This window comes from Agrobacterium sp. fls2-241-TYG-188a (assembly GCF_030209845.1).
The window spans coordinates 1409727-1434640 of the sequence record NZ_JARVRD010000002.1; the positions used below are offsets into that span (position 1 = coordinate 1409727).

The 24914-nt window shown below is 57.1% G+C and carries 20 protein-coding genes, 3 tRNA genes and 1 pseudogene; 7 read left to right on the forward strand and 17 right to left on the reverse strand.

Annotated features, from left to right (window positions below):
- Window positions 1-9: 9 nt before the first annotated feature.
- The 10 genes and pseudogenes from nuoF to QRN85_RS13610 form a co-directional block, all read right to left on the reverse strand.
- On the reverse strand, window positions 10-1314 hold the full coding sequence (gene nuoF, locus QRN85_RS13565; protein WP_062589481.1) for an NADH-quinone oxidoreductase subunit NuoF: 1305 nt from the start codon (window positions 1312-1314) through the stop codon (window positions 10-12).
- Window positions 1315-1349: 35 nt separating this feature from the next.
- A pseudogene (nuoE, locus tag QRN85_RS13570) lies at window positions 1350-2138 on the reverse strand (NADH-quinone oxidoreductase subunit NuoE); the annotation flags it as partial.
- A 16-nt stretch (window positions 2139-2154) separates the two neighbouring features.
- Window positions 2155-2409 carry a hypothetical protein gene (locus QRN85_RS13575; protein ID WP_062589479.1) on the reverse strand — a complete coding sequence of 85 codons (255 nt, stop codon included), beginning with the start codon at window positions 2407-2409 and terminating at the stop codon, window positions 2155-2157.
- Window positions 2409-3599 carry an NADH-quinone oxidoreductase subunit D gene (locus QRN85_RS13580; protein WP_062589478.1) on the reverse strand — a complete coding sequence of 397 codons (1191 nt, stop codon included), beginning with the start codon at window positions 3597-3599 and terminating at the stop codon, window positions 2409-2411. The genes QRN85_RS13575 and QRN85_RS13580 overlap by 1 nt, the downstream gene beginning before the upstream one ends.
- Complete coding sequence (locus QRN85_RS13585) at window positions 3599-4030, reverse strand: GFA family protein (RefSeq protein WP_284758720.1); 432 nt, start codon at window positions 4028-4030, stop codon at window positions 3599-3601. Before QRN85_RS13585 ends, QRN85_RS13580 begins: the two co-directional genes overlap by 1 nt.
- Window positions 4027-4629, reverse strand: a complete 603-nt coding sequence (locus QRN85_RS13590; protein WP_112963672.1) for an NADH-quinone oxidoreductase subunit C — start codon at window positions 4627-4629, stop codon at window positions 4027-4029. Before QRN85_RS13590 ends, QRN85_RS13585 begins: the two co-directional genes overlap by 4 nt.
- A gap of 20 nt (window positions 4630-4649) precedes the next feature.
- Window positions 4650-5234, reverse strand: coding sequence for a NuoB/complex I 20 kDa subunit family protein (locus QRN85_RS13595; RefSeq protein WP_062589475.1), 585 nt, complete (start codon window positions 5232-5234; stop codon window positions 4650-4652).
- Window positions 5225-5590 carry an NADH-quinone oxidoreductase subunit A gene (locus tag QRN85_RS13600; protein ID WP_062589474.1) on the reverse strand — a complete coding sequence of 122 codons (366 nt, stop codon included), beginning with the start codon at window positions 5588-5590 and terminating at the stop codon, window positions 5225-5227. The genes QRN85_RS13595 and QRN85_RS13600 overlap by 10 nt, the downstream gene beginning before the upstream one ends.
- Before the next feature lie 498 nt (window positions 5591-6088).
- Window positions 6089-6165: transfer RNA gene (locus QRN85_RS13605), tRNA-Asp, on the reverse strand.
- Between the two features lie 42 nt (window positions 6166-6207).
- Window positions 6208-6284, reverse strand: a tRNA-Asp gene (locus QRN85_RS13610).
- 555 nt (window positions 6285-6839) lie between these two features.
- Between QRN85_RS13610 and QRN85_RS13615 the strand changes: the two genes are divergently transcribed.
- Window positions 6840-6915, forward strand: a tRNA-Val gene (locus QRN85_RS13615).
- Between the two features lie 148 nt (window positions 6916-7063).
- Here QRN85_RS13615 and QRN85_RS13620 read toward each other — a convergent pair.
- Together QRN85_RS13620 and QRN85_RS13625 are read right to left on the reverse strand one after the other, a co-directional pair.
- Window positions 7064-7282, reverse strand: coding sequence for a hypothetical protein (locus tag QRN85_RS13620; protein WP_113219431.1), 219 nt, complete (start codon window positions 7280-7282; stop codon window positions 7064-7066).
- A 96-nt stretch (window positions 7283-7378) separates the two neighbouring features.
- A complete protein-coding gene (locus QRN85_RS13625) occupies window positions 7379-8974 on the reverse strand; it encodes a S8 family serine peptidase (protein WP_284758723.1) in 1596 nt (531 codons plus the stop codon).
- 526 nt (window positions 8975-9500) lie between these two features.
- Between QRN85_RS13625 and QRN85_RS13630 the strand changes: the two genes are divergently transcribed.
- From QRN85_RS13630 to QRN85_RS13645, 4 genes are all read left to right on the forward strand, one after another.
- Window positions 9501-10604 (forward strand): hypothetical protein, encoded by a 1104-nt coding sequence (locus tag QRN85_RS13630; protein ID WP_284758724.1) that lies wholly within the window; start codon window positions 9501-9503, stop codon window positions 10602-10604.
- Between the two features lie 146 nt (window positions 10605-10750).
- The gene (locus QRN85_RS13635; protein WP_284758725.1) at window positions 10751-11863 is read left to right on the forward strand and encodes a phosphotransferase family protein; all 1113 of its coding nucleotides are present in this window, start codon (window positions 10751-10753) and stop codon (window positions 11861-11863) included.
- 1 nt (window position 11864) lies between these two features.
- The gene (locus tag QRN85_RS13640) at window positions 11865-12917 is read left to right on the forward strand and encodes a T3SS effector HopA1 family protein (RefSeq protein ID WP_284758726.1); all 1053 of its coding nucleotides are present in this window, start codon (window positions 11865-11867) and stop codon (window positions 12915-12917) included.
- A gap of 14 nt (window positions 12918-12931) precedes the next feature.
- Entirely contained in the window at window positions 12932-14206 is a 1275-nt protein-coding gene (locus QRN85_RS13645) for a lanthionine synthetase LanC family protein (RefSeq protein WP_284758727.1), read from the forward strand.
- Window positions 14207-14530: 324 nt separating this feature from the next.
- Here the strand turns inward: QRN85_RS13645 and QRN85_RS13650 are convergent, their stop codons facing one another.
- Window positions 14531-15331, reverse strand: coding sequence for an NAD-dependent epimerase/dehydratase family protein (locus QRN85_RS13650; protein WP_284758728.1), 801 nt, complete (start codon window positions 15329-15331; stop codon window positions 14531-14533).
- Window positions 15332-15621: 290 nt separating this feature from the next.
- Between QRN85_RS13650 and kdgD the strand changes: the two genes are divergently transcribed.
- Together kdgD and QRN85_RS13660 are read left to right on the forward strand one after the other, a co-directional pair.
- Window positions 15622-16527 carry a 5-dehydro-4-deoxyglucarate dehydratase gene (gene kdgD, locus QRN85_RS13655; RefSeq protein ID WP_062589873.1) on the forward strand — a complete coding sequence of 302 codons (906 nt, stop codon included), beginning with the start codon at window positions 15622-15624 and terminating at the stop codon, window positions 16525-16527.
- Complete coding sequence (locus tag QRN85_RS13660; RefSeq protein WP_284758729.1) at window positions 16524-17660, forward strand: mandelate racemase/muconate lactonizing enzyme family protein; 1137 nt, start codon at window positions 16524-16526, stop codon at window positions 17658-17660. The genes kdgD and QRN85_RS13660 overlap by 4 nt, the downstream gene beginning before the upstream one ends.
- Window positions 17661-17835: 175 nt before the next feature.
- Here QRN85_RS13660 and QRN85_RS13665 read toward each other — a convergent pair whose 3' ends face one another.
- The 4 genes from QRN85_RS13665 to clpX form a co-directional block, all read right to left on the reverse strand.
- Window positions 17836-20034 carry an esterase-like activity of phytase family protein gene (locus tag QRN85_RS13665; RefSeq protein WP_284758730.1) on the reverse strand — a complete coding sequence of 733 codons (2199 nt, stop codon included), beginning with the start codon at window positions 20032-20034 and terminating at the stop codon, window positions 17836-17838.
- Window positions 20035-20258: 224 nt separating this feature from the next.
- On the reverse strand, window positions 20259-20534 hold the full coding sequence (gene hupB, locus QRN85_RS13670) for a DNA-binding protein HupB (RefSeq protein WP_062589465.1): 276 nt from the start codon (window positions 20532-20534) through the stop codon (window positions 20259-20261).
- 201 nt (window positions 20535-20735) lie between these two features.
- Entirely contained in the window at window positions 20736-23153 is a 2418-nt protein-coding gene (gene lon / locus QRN85_RS13675; protein WP_284758731.1) for an endopeptidase La, read from the reverse strand.
- Window positions 23154-23559: 406 nt separating this feature from the next.
- A complete protein-coding gene (clpX, locus tag QRN85_RS13680; protein ID WP_062589463.1) occupies window positions 23560-24837 on the reverse strand; it encodes an ATP-dependent Clp protease ATP-binding subunit ClpX in 1278 nt (425 codons plus the stop codon).
- Window positions 24838-24914: the final 77 nt, after the last annotated feature.

Below are 24914 nucleotides of genomic sequence, written 5' to 3' on the forward strand. Positions count from 1 at the left end.
TGGCCGGTGTTACTCGGCAGCCTCAAGCACAGCGCCATCATCCATGGCTCTGTAGGTATATTGATCGATCCGCTTTTCGATTTCCGGACGGAAATTGCGGATCAGCGCCTGAACCGGCCATGCAGCCGCATCACCCAACGCGCAGATGGTGTGACCCTCGATCTGCTTGGTGACTTCAAACAGCATGTCGATCTCGCGCTTCTGCGCGTTGCCCTTGACCATGCGCTCCAGCACGCGCCACATCCAGCCCGTGCCTTCACGGCAAGGGGTGCACTGGCCACAGCTTTCATGCTTGAAGAAGGCAGCGATACGGGCGATCGCCTTGATGACGTCGGTGGACTTGTCCATGACAATCATGCCGCCGGTACCGAAGGACGACTTCACTTCGCGCATACCGTCGAAGTCCATGATGGCGTCCTTCATGTCCTCACCGCGAACGATGGGGCACGATGCGCCGCCTGGGATGACGCCGAGCAGATTATCCCAGCCACCACGGATACCGCCACAGTGACGCTCGATCAGTTCCTTGAAGGAGAGGCCAAGCGCATCTTCAAACGTGCAGGGACGCTCGACATGGCCGGACACCATGAACAGCTTTGTGCCGACATTGTTCGGACGGCCGATGGACGAGAACCACGATGCACCGCGACGCAGAATGGTTGGCGCAACAGCGATGGATTCGACGTTATTGACGGTTGTCGGGCAGCCATAGAGACCCATATTGGCCGGGAATGGAGGCTTGAGGCGCGGCTGGCCCTTCTTGCCTTCGAGGCTTTCGAGAAGCGCCGTTTCCTCGCCGCAGATATAGGCACCTGCGCCGTGGTGAACGTAGATATCGAAATCCCAGCCGTTCTTGTTGTTCTTGCCCAGCAAGCCAGCATCGTAGCATTCGTCGATCGCCGCCTGCAGCGCTTCGCGCTCACGCATATATTCGCCGCGAACATAGATGTAAGCGGTGTGGGCACCCATGGCAAAACCGGCGATGACGCAACCTTCGATCAGCGTATGCGGATCGTGGCGCAGAATTTCGCGGTCCTTGCAGGTACCGGGTTCCGACTCGTCGGCGTTGACGACGAGGTAATGCGGACGGCCATCGTTTTCCTTCGGCATGAAGGACCACTTGAGGCCCGTCGGGAAGCCGGCGCCACCGCGACCACGCAGGCCCGACGCTTTCATCTCATTGATGATCCAGTCACGACCCTTTTCGATGATCTGCTTCGTGCCGTCCCAGTGACCGCGTGCGAGCACGCCCTTCAACGAGGTGTCCTTAAGGCCGTAGAGATTGGTAAAGATGCGATCTTGATCTTTTAACATGATTCAACCCCTCACTTCGGCGTCTTGCCGGAGTTTTCCGACTCGGAAGCCTTGACGTTGGCCTCTGCTGCCTTCGGCTCCGTTGCGGGTGTCTTTAGCTTCGGATCCGTTTCCGGTGCGTCCGTCTTTGCCCTTGCGGCATTCGAAGGCGGAGTCTGCACAGCGTCTGGCGCAGCCTCTTCCTTCTTGTCGAGGTTGGAACGATCGGGCCTGGTTTCTTCGGTCAGCGTCGTCAGGCCGCCAATGGGCGCCGAGAGATGCCGGTCGATCTGCGGACCAGGCTTGATGGTGTCACCCTTGCCGGCCTCGAACGTATCAATAATCTCTTCCAGACGCTCAGGCGTCAGATCTTCATAGGCATCCTTGAAGATGATAACCATCGGCGCATTGACGCAGGCGCCCTGACATTCCACCTCTTCCCAGGACAGCGTGCCGCTCTCATTGGGTGTTAGCGGATCATGATGAATCTTGTGGCGACACACATCCATCAGTGCCTCTGAACCACGCAACATGCAGGGCGTCGTGCCGCAGACCTGGATATGCGCCTTGGTACCAACAGGTTTCAACTGGAACTGGGTATAGAAAGTCGCGACTTCGAGAACACGGATATAGGCCATGTCCAGCATGTCGGCAATTTTCTCGATACAGGCGCGGGTTACCCAGCCATCCTGCTCCTGCGCACGCATCAACAGCGGGATAACCGCCGATTGCTGGCGTCCGGCGGGATATTTCTGGATCGTTTTTTCCGCCCAGGCAGAATTCTCCGCGTTGAACGCGAAGCCCGTGGGCTGGAACTGATCTTCGGCTAGTCGACGAACGGACATACTTCCTCACGCCCCATCAATTGAGCGACTCGCAACGCGATTTCGTCACCGTGACGAATTCGCAAGCATAGGCCGCTTTGTCTTTTTGCATGAACACAATGAATTTTCCGCCATTGGGAAGCGAGGATTTAATCTCGTATCCTTGTGACAGAAGCTGCTTGACAGAAGATGAACCGCCGCTTGCCTGCGACGAAACGCCGTCCTGCGCCGTTTGGGCGCAAAGCGGTGTAGTCGCGGCACAGAGAGCCAGAATGGCCAGCGGCAAACGCATCAGCGGTCAACCTCCCCGAACACGATGTCGAGAGAGCCGAGAACAGCGGTTACGTCGGCAAGCTGGTGTCCCTTGCACAGGAAATCCATGGCTTGCAGATGCGCGTAACCCGGAGCGCGGATCTTGCAGCGATAAGGCTTGTTGGAACCATCGGCGACCACGTAGACGCCGAACTCGCCCTTGGGCGCTTCGACAGCTGCGTACACTTCGCCGGCAGGCACGTGATAGCCTTCCGTGTAAAGCTTGAAGTGGTGGATCAAGGCTTCCATGGAGCGCTTCATTTCGCCACGCTTGGGCGGAACGACCTTGCCATCGAGAGACGACACGGGACCAATACGGTGCTTGCCCTGCAAAAGCTCGACGCACTGCTTCATGATCTTGATCGATTCGCGCATTTCCTGCATGCGGATCAGATAACGGTCATAGCAATCGCCGTTCTTGCCGACGGGAATGTCGAATTCGAGATCGGAATAGCATTCGTAGGGCTGCGAACGGCGCAAATCCCACGCAGCACCCGAACCGCGAACCATGACGCCGGTAAAGCCCCAGGCAAGCGCGTCTTCGAGCGACACGACGCCGATATCGACGTTACGCTGCTTGTAGATACGGTTCTCGGTCAGAAGACCTTCGACATTGTCGAGGAATGTAATGAACGGATCGCACCATTTGCCGATGTCATCGACGAGCTCCGGCGGCAGGTCCTGATGGACGCCACCCGGGCGGAAATAGGCGGCATGGAGACGGGCGCCGGACGCGCGCTCGTAAAACACCATGAGCTTTTCGCGCTCTTCGAAGCCCCAGACCGGCGGGGTCATGGCACCAACGTCCATCGCCTGGGTCGTGACGTTCATGATATGCGACAGGATACGGCCGATCTCGGAGAAAAGGACGCGGATCAACTGCCCGCGCATCGGAATCTCGAGACCCATCAGCTTTTCCACGGCAAGCGCGAAAGCATGTTCCTGGTTCATCGGCGCGACGTAATCAAGGCGGTCGAAATACGGGACGGCCTGGAGATAGGTCTTGGTCTCGATCAGCTTTTCCGTACCACGGTGCAGCAGGCCGATATGCGGGTCAACGCGCTCGACGATTTCGCCATCGAGTTCGAGAACCAGACGCAACACGCCGTGCGCGGAAGGATGCTCCGGGCCGAAGTTGATCGTAAAATTGCGAACGTTATGTTCAGTCATCAGTGTTGCTCCGCCGACGTGATCATGGCGATAAATTCGGGGCCAGTCATCGTTTTCGTGGCCTCGGCGAACGAATAGCTCGTCGGCTTTTCGTCTATGAAGATCTCAGATACCAAGCTAAAGCTTGAAGGATCGTCAAAGGCCTGCACAGAAACGACCTTATGTGCGCCATCTTTCGACCGCCACATCAAGGTGCTGCCACAGCTGTTGCAAAAGCAGCGCTCGCCCCACTCGGAAGACGAGAAGACGCCGAGATGGCTGTCATCCTCGATCGATACGCTTTCGCATTCGACGCCGAGAAAAACACCGCCGGACCAGCGACGGCACATGGAACAGTGGCAAACACCAATCTCACGGGCGCCGATCTTCGCTGTGAAGCGAACAGCGCCGCAAAGACATTGTCCTTGCACTGTGGCGGCAACGTCGCTCATTGCTTGGCCTTTTCGTCACCAGGAAGAACGTAATCCGTTCCTTCCCAAGGGGAGAGGAAATCGAAGTTGCGGAATTCCTGCTTCAACTCGACGGGTTCGTAAAGAACGCGCTTCAAGACGTCGTCGTAGCGAACTTCAACGAAGCCGGTAACGGGGAAGTCCTTGCGCAGCGGATGACCCTCGAATCCGTAATCGGTGAGAATGCGGCGCAGGTCAGAGTGGCCTTCGAAAGGAATGCCATACATGTCCCATGCTTCGCGCTCGAACCATTCCGCCCCATAGAAGACAGAGGTTGCAGACGGCACGGCTTCGTCTTCGGCCACCTGCAGCTTGAGGCGAACGCGCAGATTCTGACGCGGCGACAACAGGTGATAGACCACATCGAAACGCTTTTCGCGGCTCGGCCAGTCGACACCGCAGATATCGATGATGTTGACGAAACCGCACTGCACGTCGTCACGCAGGAAGGTCAACAGCGCGATGACATTGTCCGGCGTCGTGTTCAGCGTCAGTTCGCCATAAGCAATAACCGCGGATTCGATCAGAGAACCGCGCGCATCCTGCACATAGGCCGAGAGGTCGTTGAGAGCTTCGCTCATTCCTTATCCGTCCTTTGCCCTTAACGCTCGATCGTACCGGTGCGCCGGATCTTCTTCTGCAGCAGCAGCACGCCGTAAAGCAGTGCCTCTGCCGTGGGGGGACAGCCCGGCACATAGATATCGACAGGAACCACGCGGTCGCAACCGCGCACCACAGCGTAGGAATAATGATAATAGCCGCCGCCATTGGCGCAGGAGCCCATGGAGATGACATAACGTGGCTCCGGCATCTGGTCATAGACCTTGCGAAGCGCGGGCGCCATCTTGTTGGTCAGCGTGCCGGCAACAATCATCACATCCGACTGGCGCGGTGATGCACGCGGAGCCACACCAAAGCGCTCCATGTCGTAACGTGGGCCGGATGCCTGCATCAGACCCTCGACGGCGCAACAGGCGAGACCGAACTGCATCCACATCAGCGAGCCCGTGCGCGCCCAGGTGATCAGTTCGTCCGTAGAGGTGACGAGAAAGCCCTTATCGGCAAGCTCGTCGTTGATTTCAGTGAAATAGCCGTCATCGCTGCCGACAGGCTTGCCCGTCGACGGATCGATAATGCCTTTGGGCTGTGGCGCGACAAGCGTCGTATTGTTCTGAACTACGCCCATTCCAGTGCCCCCTTCTTCCATTCATAAATGAAACCGATGGTGAGAACACCAAGGAATACCATCATCGACCAGAAACCGAACCAGCCCATTTCACCGAAGGACACCGCCCAGGGAAACAGGAATGCGACTTCGAGATCGAAGATGATAAAGAGAATCGACACCAGATAGAAGCGAATGTCGAACTTCATGCGCGCATCGTCAAACGCGTTGAAACCGCACTCGAAAGCAGACAGCTTTTCCGGGTCGGGGTTCTTGTAGGCAACGGCAAAAGGCGCAATCAACAGCGCCAGACCGATGACAAGCGCGATACCAATGAAGATTGCGATCGGAATGTAGGAACTGAGGAGTTCAGTCATTGTCTCTTCCTTGCCCGACCGAGCGTCGGGCACAGCCCATTGGAGTGAAGAATCCGCAGGGTCGATATTATGTTGCAACGCCGCAGTGGTTATCGCAGCCAAGCCCTCTCTGCAAGAGTTTAAGTGCCATTTCAAGTCAATCGTGACTTGGAATATCGACCATGTCGCAAACCGCCTTCCGCAACACGCCGGAAACAATTCAACAAACCGTTGAAAACAATTGAAAATTAGGGAATGCGGTACGGAGATACGAACCACCTGCAGTCCGCCGACAGAAGATGTTTTTTTTGGCCCGCAGGGCGGCGAAAACATGACCCGAAAGAACAGGAATTTTCTTTTCCACACCACGCAAATCAGGCCGCTCTCGGCGACATGATGACATCGCGACGAGCGATCTGACGTTTATCAAAAGCAAGCACAAGGGCAGGAAAAACAAAACACGCCAATGCCATGTAGCGGCAGAGGCGTTATAAGGAGATGACATTGAAGATTGTAAAATGGCGCGAGTGACGGGGCTCGAACCCGCGACCTCCGGCGTGACAGGCCGGCACTCTAACCAACTGAGCTACACCCGCGCATTTTATGGATCTCGAGGATCCGTCTTTTCGAGGAAGGAATGGCGCGAGTGACGGGGCTCGAACCCGCGACCTCCGGCGTGACAGGCCGGCACTCTAACCAACTGAGCTACACCCGCACATTCCCTAAAGACTGGCCTAAACCGGTCTTACGAACTCGCCTCGGCTGTTCGTTGAGCGGCTAACTAAGGCGTTCGCGTTGGGGTGTCAAGCAGGTTTCACGACAAAAGATTATGCTCATGCATTTTGATTTGCCAAAGACCTGAAGACGCCCGGTTTCCCGGCATTTTTCCTTATCAGTTTTTTTTCGTCAATCGTGCCCACTTATCCACAGACGGTCTCCGTGGATGCCTCACGCGACCCGCCTGCCCTCCCAACCTGTCCGCTTGAGCATTTCCGCGATAGGATTCGGCCTGGATCTGACGCACGGCAAATCCCGCTTGAGATCGTGGCTGGAGGTCGCACAATTGTGGATAAGTTTTCATAGCGGTCTCAAACGCGGCAAACTTCCCGGATTTGCTGGGATTAGGACGATAGCACGTCGCCAAACCAGCGAACCGGCCCGCACAAAAATCGAAAAAAACAAAAAAACTTCATAAAAGCTCTTGCGGTTTTTTTCCGATCCGAATAGATCACGGCCACCGACGCGGCGGACACGATCCGCAAGACGCGAAGGGCGATTAGCTCAGTTGGTAGAGCGCCTCGTTTACACCGAGGATGTCGGGAGTTCGAGTCTCTCATCGCCCACCATTTTCTTAGTGAAGACATCTTTGAAACTGTTGCGCAGCTCTTTTGAGCACGGCCAATGGTCAATCGCGCGGCTAGGTAACCGTTGCCGCCTCAATGATTCTCGCTCGGTTGCCCAGCTTTTCAGCCCGACACACAGGGCTGTCGCTCGTCAGAAATGGCGAGGGAGGTCTTCTTCGATGAGTATGTCGCTTGAGAACTGTTCGCGCAGGGCGCGGATGGCTGCGGCATTGGCTTTGATGCGGCTTTGGCGGCCGAGTATCGAGATGACTGTAACACCGGGGATGTCAGCGACGATTTGCTGCCAGGCTGGCGGTTGCTCGGCATTGTGGCGGAAAGTCATGATGTACTGTTTCTGCGGGTCGGTCATCGTGTTTGCCGCCTTTTGTAACGAGGTTGCCCTCCTCACCTTGGGTGAGCCTGGGATGGCGCGCAGACTTGCCTTGCGCCATCCTTGCCTCGGGCATCAGTTCACGCGGCTAAGGCCCTCTCCCTGATAGGGTTGAGAAAGACCGATGGACAAGGCCGCCCCTTCGAGTTTCGATCTGGCGTATTTTGCGCGGGCCTGAGTTCTTTGCAAGCTCCTGTAGATTGCATCTCGAGACAGCATGACAGCCAGCGTGGCAGTTGTGATGGGGGTCGCCATGGAGGTGCCAGACATATCGGCATAGGGGGCCTCGTCCCCTTCCCATGCGGGCACCGTAGAGATGACCGCTGATCCACCCGCCGTGACTGCAATCTCCTTGCCGACATTGGCGTAGGTCGGCAGGAACAGACCGCCGGTACCGAAGTGATCGGCCTGATTGGGAATGGTGAGACTGGCCATATTGTTCAAAGGGTAGGTTCCGGGCCGTCCGACAGCAGACACCGCCACCGCCAGCGGGTAGCTTGCCGGAGCAAGAACCGGCTGCCCGAAATTGTTGCCCGCCGCACATATGCACAGCGTGCCACGCGCATAAGCCGCGAGCACGGCATCATATTCGATGGCAGACGGATCACCGCCCAGGCTCAGATTGATCAGATCCACCTCGTGCGCAATCGACATGGCATCTATCGCAGACGCGATGTCGCCCTGATTTGCACCCTGCCCCGGCGCAAACACGCGGGCCACGAACACCTCTGCGGCAGGCGCCAGCCCGGCATAGTCGCCGGTGCCCAGCGGCGGGCGCGCGCCAATCAGTCCCGACACATGCGTGCCATGCCACTGAACATCTGCGGTGGCCTCAGGGCCCGGCTGAAAGCAGCCATCGATAAAGGAGCCGGCAGGAATCATATGGTTGAGATAAGGATGCGGCCCCAGCCCGGAATCGATCACACCAATGCGGATTCCCTCGCCTGCGGACGGATCGTAAAGGCTGATCCCGGCAAGCTGGTGCCACCATCCCAACGGACCGCTTTTCGGAAGACAGTCGAGATTGACCGACGTAGCCGTCACCGGATGGACGACAACGCCTGACCAGGCGCCACCGTGGGGCGAAATCTGTGCAGACATCGGGTACCACTGCGCCGGATCAAAGGGAAAAACGGCCAGCCCGTTTGAATCTGTTACCACGCTGAGACTGCTCGTTTGCGACTGCGCCGATGGCGTGAGTGCGACCAGGCCAAGCTCCACCAGCACGCCAGAAAGCGGTGAGCCCGAAGAGGTCACGGTCATCGTGAACGCAGGCGCTGGTGGAACGGCATTCTCTTCAACCGCTTCACTGTCGATAAAGGGGGCTACCGGAGAACCCCATGGAGCCATACGCAACGCCGCTGGCCAGCGCAGAAACTCCCTCTCGATAATCGTGTCCGGTGAAAGATCACTGTTCTTCGCTCGCAACTCCGCTTCTTCGGCATTGACGACCAGAACACGGCGCAAATCGTCACGGTCGGCACCGCTGTCGCTGACGATCTGCATCGATCCGCCAAGCGTCCGCATCAGTCTTTCGCTGAAATTGCCCTTCGCAGTGCGTCTCGCCCGCCCGTCGCGGTAGGGGGCTATACGATGGGAGATGATGAAGCGTCCTGTCGGACTTTTATGTTCAGGAGGCTGTTCTGAATGATCGGTGGTGTCGGTGGTCATCGCTCGTTTCCCTGATGGCTTACAAGTGGCCGGAACCCTGGTTTTTCAGGCATAATCAAAATTTCAAATACACGCATAACGACTTCTGCGCTTAACAATTGCTCGTTATAAATGTATTTTGGGTTTGCACAACTTTAAAAAGTGCAATATGGGTTTTCGCGTTATGAGGGTGTACGGGTCAATTTAGCGATTACCGGTGGTTGCTTCCCATGACCTAGCTTACATTCCGAACACGTCACAAAGCCCTTTCAACTTTGATTTTGGGAATTGAACCATGACTATCACTACATCTTATGGTTGTACTACAGTGACAACCACAGTCGTTGGCCCGACCGGCTATCTGCATTGCCCACAGACCAATATGCCAGGCTGCAACACGGCAACCGCCGCGAACCTCGGCCCAACCGCATATCTGCATTGCCCGCCGACCAACATCCCAGGCTGCACAACGGTGACTGCCGCAAACCTCGGCCCGACCGCATATTTGAATTGCCCACAGAGCAGCATCCCAGGTTGCCAAACCTCCGTGCAAGGATGTGTTGTACCGCAGAACACCGCCACGCCAATTTGCTCGTTGCCCTTCACATCTGTCTTCTGCGACACCGGCATTCCGCTCGTATGCGACGGCGCGGCTGCTGCGCCTCAGGCTGCAGCACAGCCACAGGGAATCACGTTCACGCCAATTTGCCAGGTCACGATCACACCCGTCTGCTCGACCGGTATCCCAGTCATCTGCAATGGTGCAGCCGCGCAGCCACAGGCAACGGTCACCCCTCCGACATCTATCGGATGCGGCACCTTCGCCACGATCTGCAAGCCGACGCATATGCATTGCACAGGACCGCAGGCCAATGATCAGCCGCAGAACGTAACCTTCACGCCGATTTGCCAGATCACGAACATCACACCCGTGTGCTCGACCGGCATTCCGGTTGTGTGCAATGGTGCAGCCGCCGCTCCTCAGGCCGCAGCACAGCCTCAGAACCTGACCTTCACGCCAATTTGCCAGGTCACCAACATCACACCCGTGTGCTCGACAGGCATTCCAGTCGTGTGCAATGGTGCAGCCGCCGCTCCTCAGGCCGCAGCACAGCCGCAGAACCTGACCTTCACACCGATTTGCCAGATCACCAACGTCACACCTGTGTGCTCGACGGGCATTCCGGTCGTGTGCAATGGTGCCGCTGCTGCACCACAGGCCGCAGCGCAGCCACAGGGCATTACATTCACACCAATTTGCCAGGTTACCCTCACACCCGTCTGCGCAACCGGTATTCCAGTCATCTGCAACGGTGCCGCCGCCGCTCCTCAGGCAGCAGCACAGCCACAGGGCATTACGTTTACACCAATTTGCCAGGTTACCCTCACACCCGTGTGCGCAACCGGTATTCCAGTCATCTGCAATGGTGCAGCCGCCGCTCCTCAGGCTGCAGCACAGCCTCAGAACCTGACCTTCACGCCAATTTGCCAGGTCACCAACATCACACCTGTGTGCTCGACGGGCATTCCGGTCGTGTGCAATGGTGCCGCCGCACAGACCCAGGCAACGGGAAATCCCGTGACATTCATCGGATGCGGCACGTTCGCAACGCTGTGCAACCCGACGCACATTCAGTGCACCGGAAACTAATCAGCTTGAACGACCATCGCCACACTTGATGTGACGTCAACACAACCCATCGGCCGGCAGTGGCCGATGGGACTTTCTCGAGGGATGCCAGCCTGCGGTCCCACGAGCTCTCAACAAAACCTGATTGTCCGGCCTTGGGGAAAAACATGTATCTTACCTCTAGCACGCTTGTGCCTTATCTCGTCGACCGCAGCGTACTGACACCAGCCGAGATCGTCGGCGATGATTTCACCATTCTTGACGCAGGCCGCCGCAACCGCAATTTCAAGATTTCCCGTCGTGATGGCTCTGGCATTTTCGTCAAGCAGGTGCCTGTCATGGCAGTCGAGACAACGCAGTCATTGCAAAGAGAAGCCACACTCTACGCGCTGGCCGACAAGGATGTTTCAGCAGATCGCCTGAAGCCGCTCATGCCGCGCCTTCGCCACTACGACCGCAGCCGCCATCTTCTGGCGGTTGATCTGGTGCCGCATTCCCAAAGCCTTACCTTTTACCAGATGCAAGTTGCAGCTGTTCCCGGCGCGATGGAAGACATCGCAGCCCAGATCGGAACTCTCCTTGCTCTCTGCCACTCCCAGTCCCCTGACCTTCTGGCGGAGACGACGAAACAGGGTATCTTTCCCGCTGCCCTCCCCTGGATCCTGAACTTCCCGGAAGCCGGGGAGAAGATTATTCCGACCATGAGCGGAGGCGCGCGCACCATTCTGGCCACGCTGCGTCAGGAGCCTGGTCTGGCAGCCAACTTCAGCCGCCTGAGAGAAGAGTGGGCACGCACCAGCCTCATTCATGGTGACCTGAAATGGGAGAACTTCCTCGTCTCCCAGAAAGATGGCCCCGACGGCACCGCCAAGGTGGAGCTGATCGATTGGGAGCTTGCCGACCTGGGTGACGCCGCCTGGGATGTCGCATGTGTGCTTGCAAGCTTCATCCAGCCGATCATCGTCGGGCGCTTCTCCGCCCAGGGACAACACATGGGACCGGCCACCGCAGACGATATCATGCGTGCGCAGGCCTGCTGCCGCGCATTCTGGCGGACCTATACCGCAGCATTCACGCTGACCCCAGAACAACAGATGCTTGCCATGGAACGTTGCGTACGCTTCGCCGCCGTCCGCTTTGTCCTCACCGCCTATGAAATTGCCCAATCCATCGCAGAGATGCCGCCTTCCGCTCAACTCGCCATTCGTACCGCCGCTGACATTCTAAACGATCCACGCAGCGCGGTACGCCAGCTGTTTGCGCTCGACACCGGAGCTTGACATGAACGCCCTCCCCAAGACCTTACATTCGGTAACGCCGGACATCGCTTCGACCGCTGACACGCTGGAAGGCCAGTTGATGCAGATTTTCGAGGCGGTCGACATCATCAGCCTTTCGCGCTTTCAGATCGGCAATCGCCCCGTGGTGTCGCTGCCCGCAATGTCGACGACGGATACGCCACGCTCGGTAACCACCCGTCTGACAGAGTTCCTCTGGCCCGCACTTTACGATGCAGCCTATGCCCGCCCCTTCAGCGTCGAGCCGCCAGCGGCCAGATCCGTTCAGCCTGCACCAGATCTGCTATCGCAACTGCGCGCGGTCTTTCCCGAGGGGTCGTGCTGGTCGAACAACTGGCAGATCTACAAGAACGATGCCAACGGCGCGGCGCATGTGAGAAAGGGAGATTGCTGCCGCCAGGTCATGCCAGGCACCTTTGCAATCACCTCAGCCGGGCAGGCGCAAGCCAGCGCAATCGCTTCCATCCTGCTGCCAACGGCCTCTTCGCAGCAGCAAGCGGGCTTCTACCATATCCACAGTCACGCTCCATACAGCGACCATGACGATGCATCTCTGGCGCGGCTCTATCTTAACACCCGCCCGGAAGCGGTGGTCTCCATCATGTCGCAAATCGCGGGCTTGCTGAACGCCTATGCGGTACCGTTCAGGGCGAAAACGCTTCTAGACCCGGCAGCCTATGACCGGACCGACAGCACGGTCTTTTATCTCGCCCGCCGCCACCTCGCCTTTACACTTGCGTTGCTGCGCGACCTGTTTCCAGTTCCGCCAGCCGAACTCGCGCCGGACGTGCCGTTGTTCTCGAAGTCACTGACCGGTGGCATCGGCGGAGCCGATGACCCCGGCTATGGCATGAGCTTCGGGCAAACGCGCGCAATGATGATGGCGGATGCGATCGTCAGTGCCTGGGCAGACGGCAGTCAATCACCTTCCATTCGGCTCGAGCGTCTTCGCAAACGCTTTGATGAATCCGGCATGACGTTGAATGCACCGCACCTGAATGCTGGCAACAGCGACATATATCGCCTACCCGCCTGAGGAGATTTTCGGACATGACTTTGATGACACTTCCCAAGGCATCAACCGTTGGCGGCAACACATCCTTTCTGGAAGCGGCCACAAGAATTGGCCAGCAACTGTGCCGCGACGCTATCTGGCACGAGGACCGCTGCACCTGGATGGGCTGGGCCATGACACTGGCGGATGGCAATGCCATACCTGCGTATCGCACCGCTTCCGTTTCTCTCTATGATGGCGTGGCGGGCATTGCTCTGTTCCTCGGCAAGCTGGCCGCCCTCGCACCCTCCCCTCGGCTTGAGGCAACAGTCAAAGGGGCGGTCCAGCAGGTTTTGGCACGATTGCCCGATCTCGACACACCGCCGCAAAGAGGGCTCTATACGGGCACGCTCGGTGCCGCGCATATGTTGTGCGAAGTCGGCAGCGCGCTCGACAGGCTGGACTGGGTTGAGAAAGGGTTGGCGCTGGCGACAGAGCATGCCCCTCATCCATACGCGGATGACGCTTTGGATATCATCGCCGGTTGCGCAAGCGCCGTTCCGGCGCTCATCCATCTCGGCAAACGTTATGACCGTCCCGATCTGGTTCAGTCCGCAATCGGCCATGCAGAGCGGTTGATGGCAGCCGGAGTGATGGATACGAGCGGTCTTTCCTGGCCCTCAATCATGCCGAAGCACCGCAACCTTCTGGGTTATGCCCATGGCACATCCGGCATGGGAATGGCCTTGCTGGAAGCCCACGCGATCAGCGGCAACGAAGCGTTGCTGCACGGTGCAAAGGAAGCATTTCGCTATGAGCGAAGCTGGTTCGATGCACAGCAGCAGGGTTGGCCAGATTTCCGCATAGACCATATTACCCCTGGCGCAGCGGCCCTTCCCCCTTCCTGCAATTGCAGCTGGTGCGCCGGTTCCAGCGGCATCGGATTATCGCGGCTGCGCATGATGGAGCTCATGCCAACCGACGAAATGGCGGCAGTGGAGGTCAACACCGCCCTGCAGGATGCCTCGCGTCTGCTGACCACGCCCGTCGTGCCACAGGACCTGTGCCTATGCCACGGCCTTGCCGGCATTGCCGATTTTGTCCTCTCCGCCGGGATACAGCTGAAACAGGATGCCATATCGGTGCATGCGGAACAGGTCGGGAGATTCATCATCGATCAGTATCTGGATGCCGAGACCCCTTTGCCTTGCGGGGTCCAGCAAAGGGGTGAAGCGCCGGGCTTGATGCTTGGCATTGCCGGTATCGGCTATTTCCTCTTGCGGCTTGCCGAGCGGGAGAAGTTGCCTTCGGTGCTCCTGTTGAGGCCCTGACAGCCACCCGGGCGTTAACCTCTTGCAAACCACAGCCGAGCAAATGCGGTAAACGCCCGTTTTGATACAGTTTTAGGTCAATTACGGCTTTGGTAACCATGGCTGATTCAACAAATTTAAATCATTGATCTTTTATAGTCACGACCGCCGATTTCATGATGAATTCGGGTTTTGTGGGATGAACCATGCTTGCGAACTCTATCGTCACGCTGGCGCTGATTGCGCTGCCGATCTATCTTTTCTTCCGCTGGGTCCAATATGACTCGGAAAGGCAGGACGGAAAGAAGTAGATCCTGACCTTTCCATTCTGTGACTATCTTACAATCAACCATCTGCAGGATGGCGGAGCTTTGTGAAACCGCCCCCCTGATAGATATGTGCGGGGTCGGTGGGGTCTTCCTTGCCGGCCTCGGCAAGAATTTCCGCGCGCCATTTCGCTGAGCTATCGCTGGGTTTCCACCCCAGAAACGCGGCGTGGCTGTTGTCCCACCAGCTCTCAAGATTGTCGGAAGCGCCATAGACGACTGCATTTCCAAGACGCGGCGTTTCGAAACCACGCGCGCATAGGGAGACGAAATCCTGCGCGCTTAGCCACGTGGCCAGCATTCGGCTATTCTGCGGCTTTGCGGTCAATGAGCCGATCCGGACCGACAATGTCTCCTGCCCGAACTTGTCGAAATAGAAACTGGCAAGATTCTCACCGAAGCATTTCGAAACCCCGTAAAGCGTGTCGGGCCTTACGGACGAATTTCCATCCAGCTTTTCATCCCGTCGGTGAAAACCGATCGTATGGTTGGAGCTGGCAAAGATGATTCTTGGTTGGCCGTTATGACGCGCGGCTTCATAGAGATTATAGACGCCCTCGATATTGCCCTTGAGAATCAGCTCGAACGGTCTTTCGACGGATATTCCACCTAAGTGAATAATGCCGTCCACACCCGCCACGGCGGCGTCGACCTCCTCGCGGATGGACAAGTCGCATTTGACGAATGTCTCATGGGACGCAAGATCAGCAATATCGACCATATCGGACAGGACGACCTTTTCCGCGATCTCCTTCAACAGGGGACGAATGGCTTTTCCTACGCCCCCGGCAGCTCCGGTCAGCAGCAACGTTTTCAGCATATTCACTCCATGTTGCCGATTGCGCACCCCGAAGAACGGGAACCACGGCCAAAAAACCAACTCATCTGTTATCTTATCTCTACGCCAAAGCCGCCTGCCATTTCAAGGAGAGCGCGCGGCGTGCCCTGTAAATACTGGCAAAACACCAAAAACCGGCCTGACTTCTGCCTGACGACCCAATCTGCACCAACCATGCCAAAAATCAACTCATATTATAAGTTCTTGACGAAGGTAATATCTCGAATATGATCCGCCGCAAATGATTACAGGAGATTTGGACTCACATGGCTATGGACCCGCAGGAACTCAAAAAGGCGCTTGGTGCCGGACTTCTTTCCTTTCCCGTCACGCCCTTTACGAAGGATGGCGAATTCAATGAAAAGCCCTATCTTGAGCATGTGGGCTGGCTATCCGGTTTCGATGCCAGTGTGCTGTTTGCCGCCGGGGGCACAGGCGAATTCTTTTCGCTCGCGCCTGAAGAAGTCGCCAGCGTCGTCAAGGCGGCCAAATCCGCAGCCGGTTCCGTACCCATCGTTTCAGGCTGCGGTTACGGCACCAAGATTGCCATCCAGATCGCCCAGAGCGCGGAAGCTGCCGGTGCTGACGGCATTCTGCTGCTGCCTCACTACCTGATGGACGCCTCTCAGGCCGGTCTTTACGCGCATATCAGAGCCGTGTGTGACTCCGTTTCGATTGGCGTGATGGTCTATAATCGCGACAACTCCATTCTGACGGCGGAAACGCTCCAGAAACTGTGCGACAGCTGCCCCAACCTCGTGGGCTTCAAGGATGGCTCGGGAGACATCGGGCTTGTGCGCAAGATAACGGCGACGATCGGCGAGCGACTGACCTATCTCGGCGGTATGCCGACTGCCGAACTTTTTGCCGACGCCTATCTCGGCGCAGGCGTGACGACCTACTCTTCCGCCGTCTTCAACTTCGTCCCGGCACTTGCCCAGCAATTCTACAAGGCCTTGCGTGCAGGTGACAGAACGACAACGGATCGCATTCTCATAGACTTTTTCTACCCGTTCATGGACATTCGCAATCGCCAGAAAGGCTATGCCGTCTCTGCCATCAAGGCGGGCGTCCGGCTGATCGGTTTCGATGCGGGGCCAGTTCGCGCACCGCTCACGGATTTGACCGAGGAGGAAGTTGGAATGCTGCAAACCCTGATTGGACCTTACAAGTCATGAAGATAGAAGCGGTTCGCACACATCTGCTCGATTACAAGTTGGGTCATGCGTTCGAAAGCGCCTCGATGCGTTTTGACAGGCGCATTCATTGTCTTGTCGAGATCATTTGCGATGATGGCACCGTGGGCTGGGGCGAATGCCTCGGCCCGGCAAAACCCAACGCAGCCGTGGTAGCCGCTTACACCCCTCACCTCATCGGGAAAGACCCGCTCGATATCGAGGTCATCTGGCATCAACTCTACAATCTCTTGCGCGACCAGGGCCAACGCGGGCTCACCGTTACGGCGCTGAGCGGCATCGATATTGCGCTCTGGGACGTCAAGGGCAAACGCTTCGGCACGTCCATATCGCGTCTTCTGGGCGGACGCTTCCGCGAAAGCGTTCAAGCCTACGCAACCGGCTCTTTCCGCAAGGATGGTGTGGACGCCGTTTCCGACGTGGCGGCAGAAGTGGCTGGCTATGCGGCCCAGGGCTTTCATGCGGTCAAGATAAAGATCGGCTTCGATGTCGCTGAAGATATTGCCGTCATCGAAGCTGCGCGCGAAGCCGTCGGCCCTGATGTCAGAATCATGATCGACGCCAATCACGGTTATGATGCATTGGATGCCATTGAAGTTGGCAAGGCGCTTGCCCCGCTTGGCATCGACTGGTTCGAGGAACCGGTGGTTCCGGAGCAGCTGGATGCGTATCAGGCCGTGCGTGCCGGTCAGCCTATCCCTGTCGCGGGCGGTGAAACATGGCACGGACGCTATGGAATGCGCGCACCGCTGGAAAGCCGTGCTGTCGATATTCTCCAGCCTGATCTTGCTGGTGCTGGCGGCTTTTCGGAAACGAAGCGCATTGTCGATCTGGCCAGCCTTTACGGCGTGCGTGTCATTCCCCACGTCTGGGGCACGGGCGTTGCAATTGCCGCCGCGCTGCAATTCATGGCCTATCTTCCGCCAGACCCGGCACGTCGAAATCCCCGCCCGCCGATTCTGGAATTTGACCGGACCGAGAACCCATACCGCCAGGCGGTTCTGACAAGCCCGCTGGAGCACGTCGCGGGCGTGGTTCAGATACCCGATGGCCCGGGCCTCGGCATTGAGATCAACCGCGATGCGCTGGAGCAATATGCTTTGAAAGACGCGTGATCCCTGGGTGAAGGGATCGCGATAAAAAAAGCCGGGCGTCAGAGATGACGCCCGGCTTTTTGTTCTTCATATTCCGTCACACCGAACTCGAGCTGCACCGCAACTGCGACCCGGCAAGTCTGGTACGTGCAAACGAGCGCGGAGGGTCAAGCCAGGCACGACGTATCGCGAATAATCAGTTCGTAGCCTTCAGATCGACCGGGAAGAACAGCGTCTCGCCAGATGAGTCGTCCACGCCGTCATTGTCCGTAACCGCGAATGCCTTGCCGGACTTGTCGAAGGCGAAGCCTTCCAGTTTGTCCACGACATAGCCGTTTGTCTGGGCTTTCAGCACGGCCAAGAAGTCGTAGACTTCCGTCTTCTTGACGAGCGGCAGTTCGCCACCGATCTTGCCGGGCTTGAGGTCAGAGATTGCGACGGTGTAAAGCTTCTTCAGCTTTGCCTTATCACCCACCTGGTTGTCACGCTCTACGATGTAAACCTGATCGCCATGGGCAGTGATTTCGGAAAGGCCGACCCAGCCCTCGCCAGCCTTCTCCAATGGATAGCGAACTGCGCCCCATTCCTTGGACTTCGGATTATAGGACACGAGCTTCACTGTGCCCTTTTCATCCTTGCCCCATTCGCGTTGAACGGCCATCCACAGCGTGGCGTCATCGCCCTTGCCGATCATGGTCACGCCTTCAAAGCCGAAGCGTGTCTCACCTTCCAGCAATTCCTTGGGAAGAGCGATCTCGGCCTTGATCTCACCCTTGGCGCTGATGTTGTAGAGAGCGTGCGGAACGAGTTTCTCACTATTGCCTTCGGATGCCACCCAATAGCCGCCCTTCCCATCCAGCGTGATGCCTTCGAGATCCAGTTTCTGAGCGGCAGTGCCATCGCGCTTGACGCGAAGGACGCTGGTGATGACAGCCGGTTGCTTCGTCGCGTCTATGGTGAAGATGGATGGCTGATTGCCGTAAACCGAATCTGAAACGGCGTAGAAAATGCCGTCTTTCTCGGAATCACCAACGAGACCAGACAGGGCGCCCCATCCAATCGGCATTCCATCTTTCTGCGCCGATACGATTTGCGGATAGGCTGCCTTGGCTTCGGAACGCTCGTAGATCATGACGTGCGAGCGCGCTCCGCCATCTTTTGCCAAATCAGCTTCGTTGGCGGTGACCAGCAGGTTTCGCGACGGAATGGCTACCGCACCTTCCGGTGACACGCCCGATGGCAGGATTTGCGTGAGGGTCGGCTCACCGCCAGTATCCTTGTAGACGCCGACGACAGAAGCGCGCTCCGCCAGGACGAAGAAGTATTTGTCTTCTCCGAATGTCGCGGCTTCAAGCCCTTCAGGCTCGATACCCTTGGATTTTGAACGCTTTTCCGGGTAGTGGCCGAGTGCGGCTACGGCATGTTCGAATGACGAACCAGCTTCGTAGACAACCTTGCCGGCCTTGTCGAAAATCGTAAAGCCACGCGCGCCACCTTCCCAGTCGCCCTCATTGGCAACAACGATGCGATCATTGCCGAGCCATTTCACGGCATCCGGCTCACGCTTGCGCGCATCCTGCTTGTCGGAAAACGCCAACTGTCCATCGCTCTTGGTATCGATGTCCTTGAGATCGACGGTCCCGGCAGAGAAGTGGCTGGTTACCTTGCCGCTCTTGCCGTCGATGATAACAATATGGTTGTTTTCCTGAAGTGTCAGCGCAACTTCGCCATTGCCGTTGATCGACACGAATTCTGGCTCGGGATCTTCCGGGGCAATCTCTGCCAGGCCCGTCACATCGATCTTCTTCAGCGTTCCGCAATCCGGCGCACCATCCTTCAAGCCGATGGTAACGAGGAAACCGGCGGGCATCTGCGGCAAGGCGCCGTCATTGGCTTTCTCATCCCGCTCATTCTCAATCGCGATGGCGATGAAGCTCTTGTCCGGCGAGATGGCAACGGAATCAGGCTGGCCGCCCAGGTCGCAACTGGTCTCGATCTTGCGAGAAGCGATGTCTACCGTAACCAGCTTGCCCGCTGGCTTCACATAGCTCTCGGACGTATTGACGGCCGCAAGAACCTTGGCTCCGGATGCCGTGACCGAGGTTGGCTCTCCGTCCATCATCAGCGCGCCCAGCGCTTTCGGTGCCTTGGCGTCGCTGATGTCGATAAAGCCGATCGCGCCGAGCGGGCTATCGGAATAGATCAGCGTCTTGCCATCACCACTGGCAGTGATGATTTCCGCAGAGGTTACGGTCTCTTCCTTCTTGTCGGAAGGAAGGTTCAACGCCACCGGAAAAGACGCAATGCGGTTGAAAACCTGTTCAGCCGCAGCAGGAAAAGCGGCAGAGGCGAAGAGTGCCGCAGTCAGCGCAGCACAGGAAAAACGAAGTGTCATGGTGTCCCCTTCAATGCACCCCAAAAATGCATGGATGCGTTTTTGCGACATGGACGTGACAGGGACATGACAGTGCGAACTTGATGATAAACAAAAAGCCCGGCGCGTGGCCGGGCTTTCAGCATTTTGTGGCAACCATTCGCAAGACTGCGCAAAGAGCCAAAATTTTCCTCGTCTACCTCAAATGCCGTCCGCACGCCGCAGGCGCAGACAGCCCGGGCGAATTAGGAGTTAACAGCGTCCTTCAGGCCCTTGCCTGCGGAGAACTTTGGAACGTTGCGAGCCGGAATATCGACTTCTGCACCCGTGGATGGGTTACGGCCCTTGGAGGCTTCGCGACGGCTTACGGTAAAGCTGCCGAAGCCTGCGAGACGGATGTCGCCACCAGCCTTCAATTCGCTCTGGACGGTTTCGAATACTGCGTCGACGGCAGAAGCGGCATCAGCCTTGGTGAGACCAGCCTTTTCGGCAACTGCAGAAACGAGCTCGTTCTTGTTCATGTTTCCACCCCTTTCAATGGTATGAAACGACTCAAATTGGATCGGCGCAGAATACTTATCTATTCGCGCACCGCCACCCAAAAGCGCTGGAATGGCCTGAAAAACAAGGGGTCTAGCGTTCTTTTCACAAAAAAGGCTGGCATTACTGCCAGCCTTTCAACGATTTTGTGCTAAATTAGCACCATCGATCACAGCAACGCATCAATGTGCGATTGTCTGACTGCCGTCATCTACACCTTCAACGGTTGCAATGACCGGCGTCTCGATGCTGCCATCCCACTCGATAGGCTCTGGCATACGCACAAGCGCATGTTGCAGGACCTCACCCATGCGGGCAACCGGAATGATTTCCATTCCGTTTTTGACGTTATCAGGAATATCAGCCAGATCCTTGGCATTCTCTTCCGGAATAAGTACCTTCTTGATGCCACCGCGAAGTGCGGCGAGCAGCTTTTCCTTCAGGCCACCGATTGGCAGCACGCGTCCGCGAAGGGTGATTTCACCCGTCATCGCGACGTTGCGGTCAACGGCAATGCCCGTCATGATGGACACGATGGCGGTAGCCATCGCCACACCCGCAGATGGACCATCCTTCGGTGTCGCGCCTTCCGGCACGTGCACGTGAATGTCCGACTTGTCGAAGCGCGGCGGTTCGATGCCGAAATCCACAGCGCGCGAGCGGACATAGGAAGCCGCTGCCGAAATGGATTCCTTCATGACTTCCTTCAGATTGCCCGTCACCGTCATGCGGCCCTTGCCGGGCATCATCACGCCTTCGATCGTCAGGAGTTCGCCACCAACCTCTGTCCAGGCCAGACCGGTGACAACACCAACCTGATCTTCGCGTTCGGCTTCGCCATGGCGGAAGCGTGGAACACCCAGATAGTCATGGATGTTTTCGGCAGTCACTTCGACCGATTTGGTCTTGCCCTTGATGATCTCCGTCACGGCCTTACGTGCCAGCTTCATCAATTCGCGTTCGAAGTTACGCACGCCGGCTTCCCGTGTGTACTGCTGGATGACCGCCATCAAGGCGCCATCCGTCACAGAAAACTCTTCCGGACGCAGGGCGTGTTCCTTGATTGCCTTTGGCAGAAGGTGACGCTTGGCGATTTCGCGCTTTTCGTCTTCCGTGTATCCAGCAATACGGATGACTTCCATACGGTCCATCAATGGGCCTGGAATGTTCAGCGTATTGGCCGTCGTTACGAACATGACGTCCGACAGGTCATATTCCACTTCGAGATAGTGGTCCATGAATGTCGAGTTCTGTTCCGGATCCAGCACCTCCAGCAAAGCAGATGATGGATCACCGCGGAAATCCTGTCCCATCTTGTCGATTTCATCGAGCAGGAAGAGCGGGTTTGCCTTCTTTGCCTTCTTCATCGACTGGACGATCTTGCCCGGCATCGAACCGATATACGTACGGCGGTGACCACGGATTTCGGCTTCGTCACGAACGCCACCGAGCGCCATACGCACATATTCGCGTCCGGTTGCCTTGGCGATAGACTTTGCAAGCGAGGTCTTGCCGACACCGGGAGGGCCGACGAGGCACAGGATCGGGCCACGAATCTTCGTCGCACGGGCCTGCACGGCCAGATACTCGACGATGCGTTCCTTGACCTTGTCGAGACCGAAGTGATCCAGCTCGAGAACCTTCTCGGCCGCATTCAGATCGGTCTTGATCTTGGACTTCTTGCCCCATGGCAGGCCGAGCAGCCAATCCAGATAGTTGCGCACGACTGTCGCTTCCGCAGACATCGGGCTCATCTGACGAAGCTTCTTCATTTCGGCTTCCGCCTTTTCGCGGGCCTCCTTGGAGAGCTTTGCTTTGGCAACACGTTCCTCCAGTTCGGCCATCTCGTCGCGGCCATCCTCGCCGTCGCCGAGTTCCTTCTGGATCGCCTTCATCTGCTCGTTCAGATAATATTCGCGCTGCGTCTTTTCCATCTGGCGCTTGACGCGCGAGCGGATACGCTTCTCGACCTGAAGAACGGAAATCTCGCCTTCCATGAAGCCGAGTGCCTTTTCAAGGCGCTGCTTCACACTCACCGTTTCAAGCATTTCCTGCTTTTCGGTGATCTTGATGGAAAGATGCGAGGCAACCGTATCGGCCAGCTTCGAATAGTCATCGATCTGGCCAGCAGCACCGACAACTTCCGGCGAAATCTTCTTGTTGAGCTTCACATAGCTTTCGAACTCGGAAACAACCGAACGAGACAGAGCCTCGATCTCAACGGGGTCTTCTTCCGGCTCGTCCAGAAGAACAGCAGTTGCTTCGTAGAAGTCTTCCCGATCGGTGTATTCATCGATTTTCGCGCGGCCCTTGCCCTCAACGAGCACCTTGACGGTGCCATCGGGAAGCTTGAGCAGCTGCAGCACGTTGGCAACAGTGCCGACGCGGTGAATTGCTGACGTGTCTGGGTCGTCATCGCTGGCGTTGATCTGGGTGACCAGCATGATCTGCTTGTCGGAACCCATGACTTCTTCCAGTGCGCGGATGGACTTTTCCCGCCCGACGAACAGTGGGACAATCATATGCGGGAAAACGACAATGTCGCGCAGGGGAAGTACGGGATATGTACCACCAGATGCAGCAGACGTAATGTTCGTCATATCATTTCCTTTCAATGGTCCCCCGAAGAGGACGCTTGCCGGACTGTCTTGGGGAGGTTCCGGCATATTCTCAGTCGTGACTAGAAGTGGAGTTCGCCACGGCCATTTTCAAGTCACAAGGTCAGATACCCTTTGGCACAGGCAGGATAAGCCCTCGAATACGCAACAACGCCTGACACATCAGAACTTTTCCGTTGCCCGCACCTGGCGGCAAACAGGAAAAACGACGCAGCTTCAAAAAAACGTCATGTCGCGCTGCAAATCACTTCTAAAACTTTATCAGGAAAGCGCAATCGGCTCCAAACGCAAAATGGCCGCGCGGGTTCTTATTGCAGTCTTTCCTGCGCATAAAACGCAAAAAAGCCCGCAGGTTGCGGGCTTTTCCATCCATATCCGCTCAGGTTGTTCAAGCCGAAACGTTGGCTTTTTCTTCCTGACGGTCCGCATAGATGTAGAGCGGACGCGCAGCACCACTCACGACCTCGTCGGAGATGACAACCTCGCGCACACCTTCCAGCGTAGGCAGCTCGAACATGGTGTCGAGCAGGATTTTCTCCATAATCGACCGCAGTCCGCGCGCACCGGTTTTGCGGGTGATTGCCTTGCGAGCGATCTCACGCAGAGCGTCGCCCTGGAATGTCAGCTCGACGTCTTCCATCTCGAACAGTCGCTGGTACTGCTTGATCAAAGCATTCTTCGGCTCGGACAGGATCTGGATCAGTGCGTCCTCATCGAGATCCTCAAGCGTTGCCAGAACGGGCAAACGACCGATGAATTCAGGAATGAGGCCGAACTTGACGAGATCTTCCGGCTCGAGTTCGCGCAGCACTTCACCCACGCGACGATCGTCTTCAGCCTTGACCGTTGCGCCAAAACCGATCGAGGTCTTTTCGCCACGGGCCGAGATGATCTTGTCGAGGCCCGCAAAGGCGCCGCCGCAGATGAACAGGATGTTGGTCGTATCCACCTGCAGGAATTCCTGCTGCGGATGCTTGCGTCCACCCTGCGGAGGAACGGATGCAACCGTGCCTTCCATGATCTTGAGAAGTGCCTGCTGGACGCCTTCGCCCGATACGTCGCGGGTAATCGAAGGATTGTCCGACTTGCGGGAAATCTTGTCGACTTCGTCGATGTAGACGATGCCGCGCTGCGCCCGCTCGACATTGTAGTCGGCAGACTGCAGCAGCTTGAGAATGATGTTCTCGACATCCTCGCCCACGTAACCGGCTTCCGTCAGCGTTGTCGCGTCAGCCATGGTGAATGGCACATCGATGATGCGGGCAAGCGTCTGCGCAAGATAGGTCTTGCCGCAGCCGGTTGGACCGACAAGCATGATGTTCGATTTCGCCAACTCCACATCGCCATTTTTGGAGGCGTGTGCGAGGCGCTTGTAGTGGTTGTGAACGGCAACAGACAGAATTTTCTTCGCCTGCTTCTGGCCGATGACATATTCATCCAGGATCTTGATGATGTCCTGCGGGGTAGGAACACCCTCGCGCGATTTCACCATCGAGGTCTTGTTCTCCTCGCGGATGATGTCCATGCACAATTCGACGCATTCATCGCAAATGAATACTGTCGGCCCGGCAATCAGTTTCCGGACTTCGTGCTGGCTCTTGCCGCAGAATGAACAATAGAGTGTGTTCTTAGAGTCGCCGCCGTTGCTGCCGCTGACTTTGCTCATATCTCTTTCCTTCCAGCACGCCGCAGGTCCGCAAGGCGGATCGCGGTCAACTTACCGTATGCAGACCGGTCGCTTCC

Excerpts from the sequence above, each read along its gene's own strand:
- QRN85_RS13660 (WP_284758729.1), top strand. The coding sequence starts at position 16,524 with ATGAAGATAGAAGCGGTTCGCACACATCTGCTCGATTACAAGTTGGGT.
- kdgD (WP_062589873.1), top strand. The coding sequence starts at position 15,622 with ATGGACCCGCAGGAACTCAAAAAGGCGCTTGGTGCCGGACTTCTTTCC.
- nuoF (WP_062589481.1), bottom strand. The coding sequence starts at position 1,314 with ATGTTAAAAGATCAAGATCGCATCTTTACCAATCTCTACGGCCTTAAG.
- QRN85_RS13645 (WP_284758727.1), top strand. The coding sequence starts at position 12,932 with ATGACTTTGATGACACTTCCCAAGGCATCAACCGTTGGCGGCAACACA.
- clpX (WP_062589463.1), bottom strand. The coding sequence starts at position 24,837 with ATGAGCAAAGTCAGCGGCAGCAACGGCGGCGACTCTAAGAACACACTC.
- lon (WP_284758731.1), bottom strand. The coding sequence starts at position 23,153 with ATGACGAACATTACGTCTGCTGCATCTGGTGGTACATATCCCGTACTT.
- QRN85_RS13580 (WP_062589478.1), bottom strand. The coding sequence starts at position 3,599 with ATGACTGAACATAACGTTCGCAATTTTACGATCAACTTCGGCCCGGAG.
- QRN85_RS13635 (WP_284758725.1), top strand. The coding sequence starts at position 10,751 with ATGTATCTTACCTCTAGCACGCTTGTGCCTTATCTCGTCGACCGCAGC.
- QRN85_RS13600 (WP_062589474.1), bottom strand. The coding sequence starts at position 5,590 with ATGACTGAACTCCTCAGTTCCTACATTCCGATCGCAATCTTCATTGGT.
- QRN85_RS13625 (WP_284758723.1), bottom strand. The coding sequence starts at position 8,974 with ATGACCACCGACACCACCGATCATTCAGAACAGCCTCCTGAACATAAA.
- QRN85_RS13650 (WP_284758728.1), bottom strand. The coding sequence starts at position 15,331 with ATGCTGAAAACGTTGCTGCTGACCGGAGCTGCCGGGGGCGTAGGAAAA.
- QRN85_RS13595 (WP_062589475.1), bottom strand. The coding sequence starts at position 5,234 with ATGGGCGTAGTTCAGAACAATACGACGCTTGTCGCGCCACAGCCCAAA.
- hupB (WP_062589465.1), bottom strand. The coding sequence starts at position 20,534 with ATGAACAAGAACGAGCTCGTTTCTGCAGTTGCCGAAAAGGCTGGTCTC.
- QRN85_RS13665 (WP_284758730.1), bottom strand. The coding sequence starts at position 20,034 with ATGACACTTCGTTTTTCCTGTGCTGCGCTGACTGCGGCACTCTTCGCC.
- QRN85_RS13585 (WP_284758720.1), bottom strand. The coding sequence starts at position 4,030 with ATGAGCGACGTTGCCGCCACAGTGCAAGGACAATGTCTTTGCGGCGCT.
- QRN85_RS13575 (WP_062589479.1), bottom strand. The coding sequence starts at position 2,409 with ATGCGTTTGCCGCTGGCCATTCTGGCTCTCTGTGCCGCGACTACACCG.
- QRN85_RS13590 (WP_112963672.1), bottom strand. The coding sequence starts at position 4,629 with ATGAGCGAAGCTCTCAACGACCTCTCGGCCTATGTGCAGGATGCGCGC.
- QRN85_RS13640 (WP_284758726.1), top strand. The coding sequence starts at position 11,865 with ATGAACGCCCTCCCCAAGACCTTACATTCGGTAACGCCGGACATCGCT.
- QRN85_RS13620 (WP_113219431.1), bottom strand. The coding sequence starts at position 7,282 with ATGACCGACCCGCAGAAACAGTACATCATGACTTTCCGCCACAATGCC.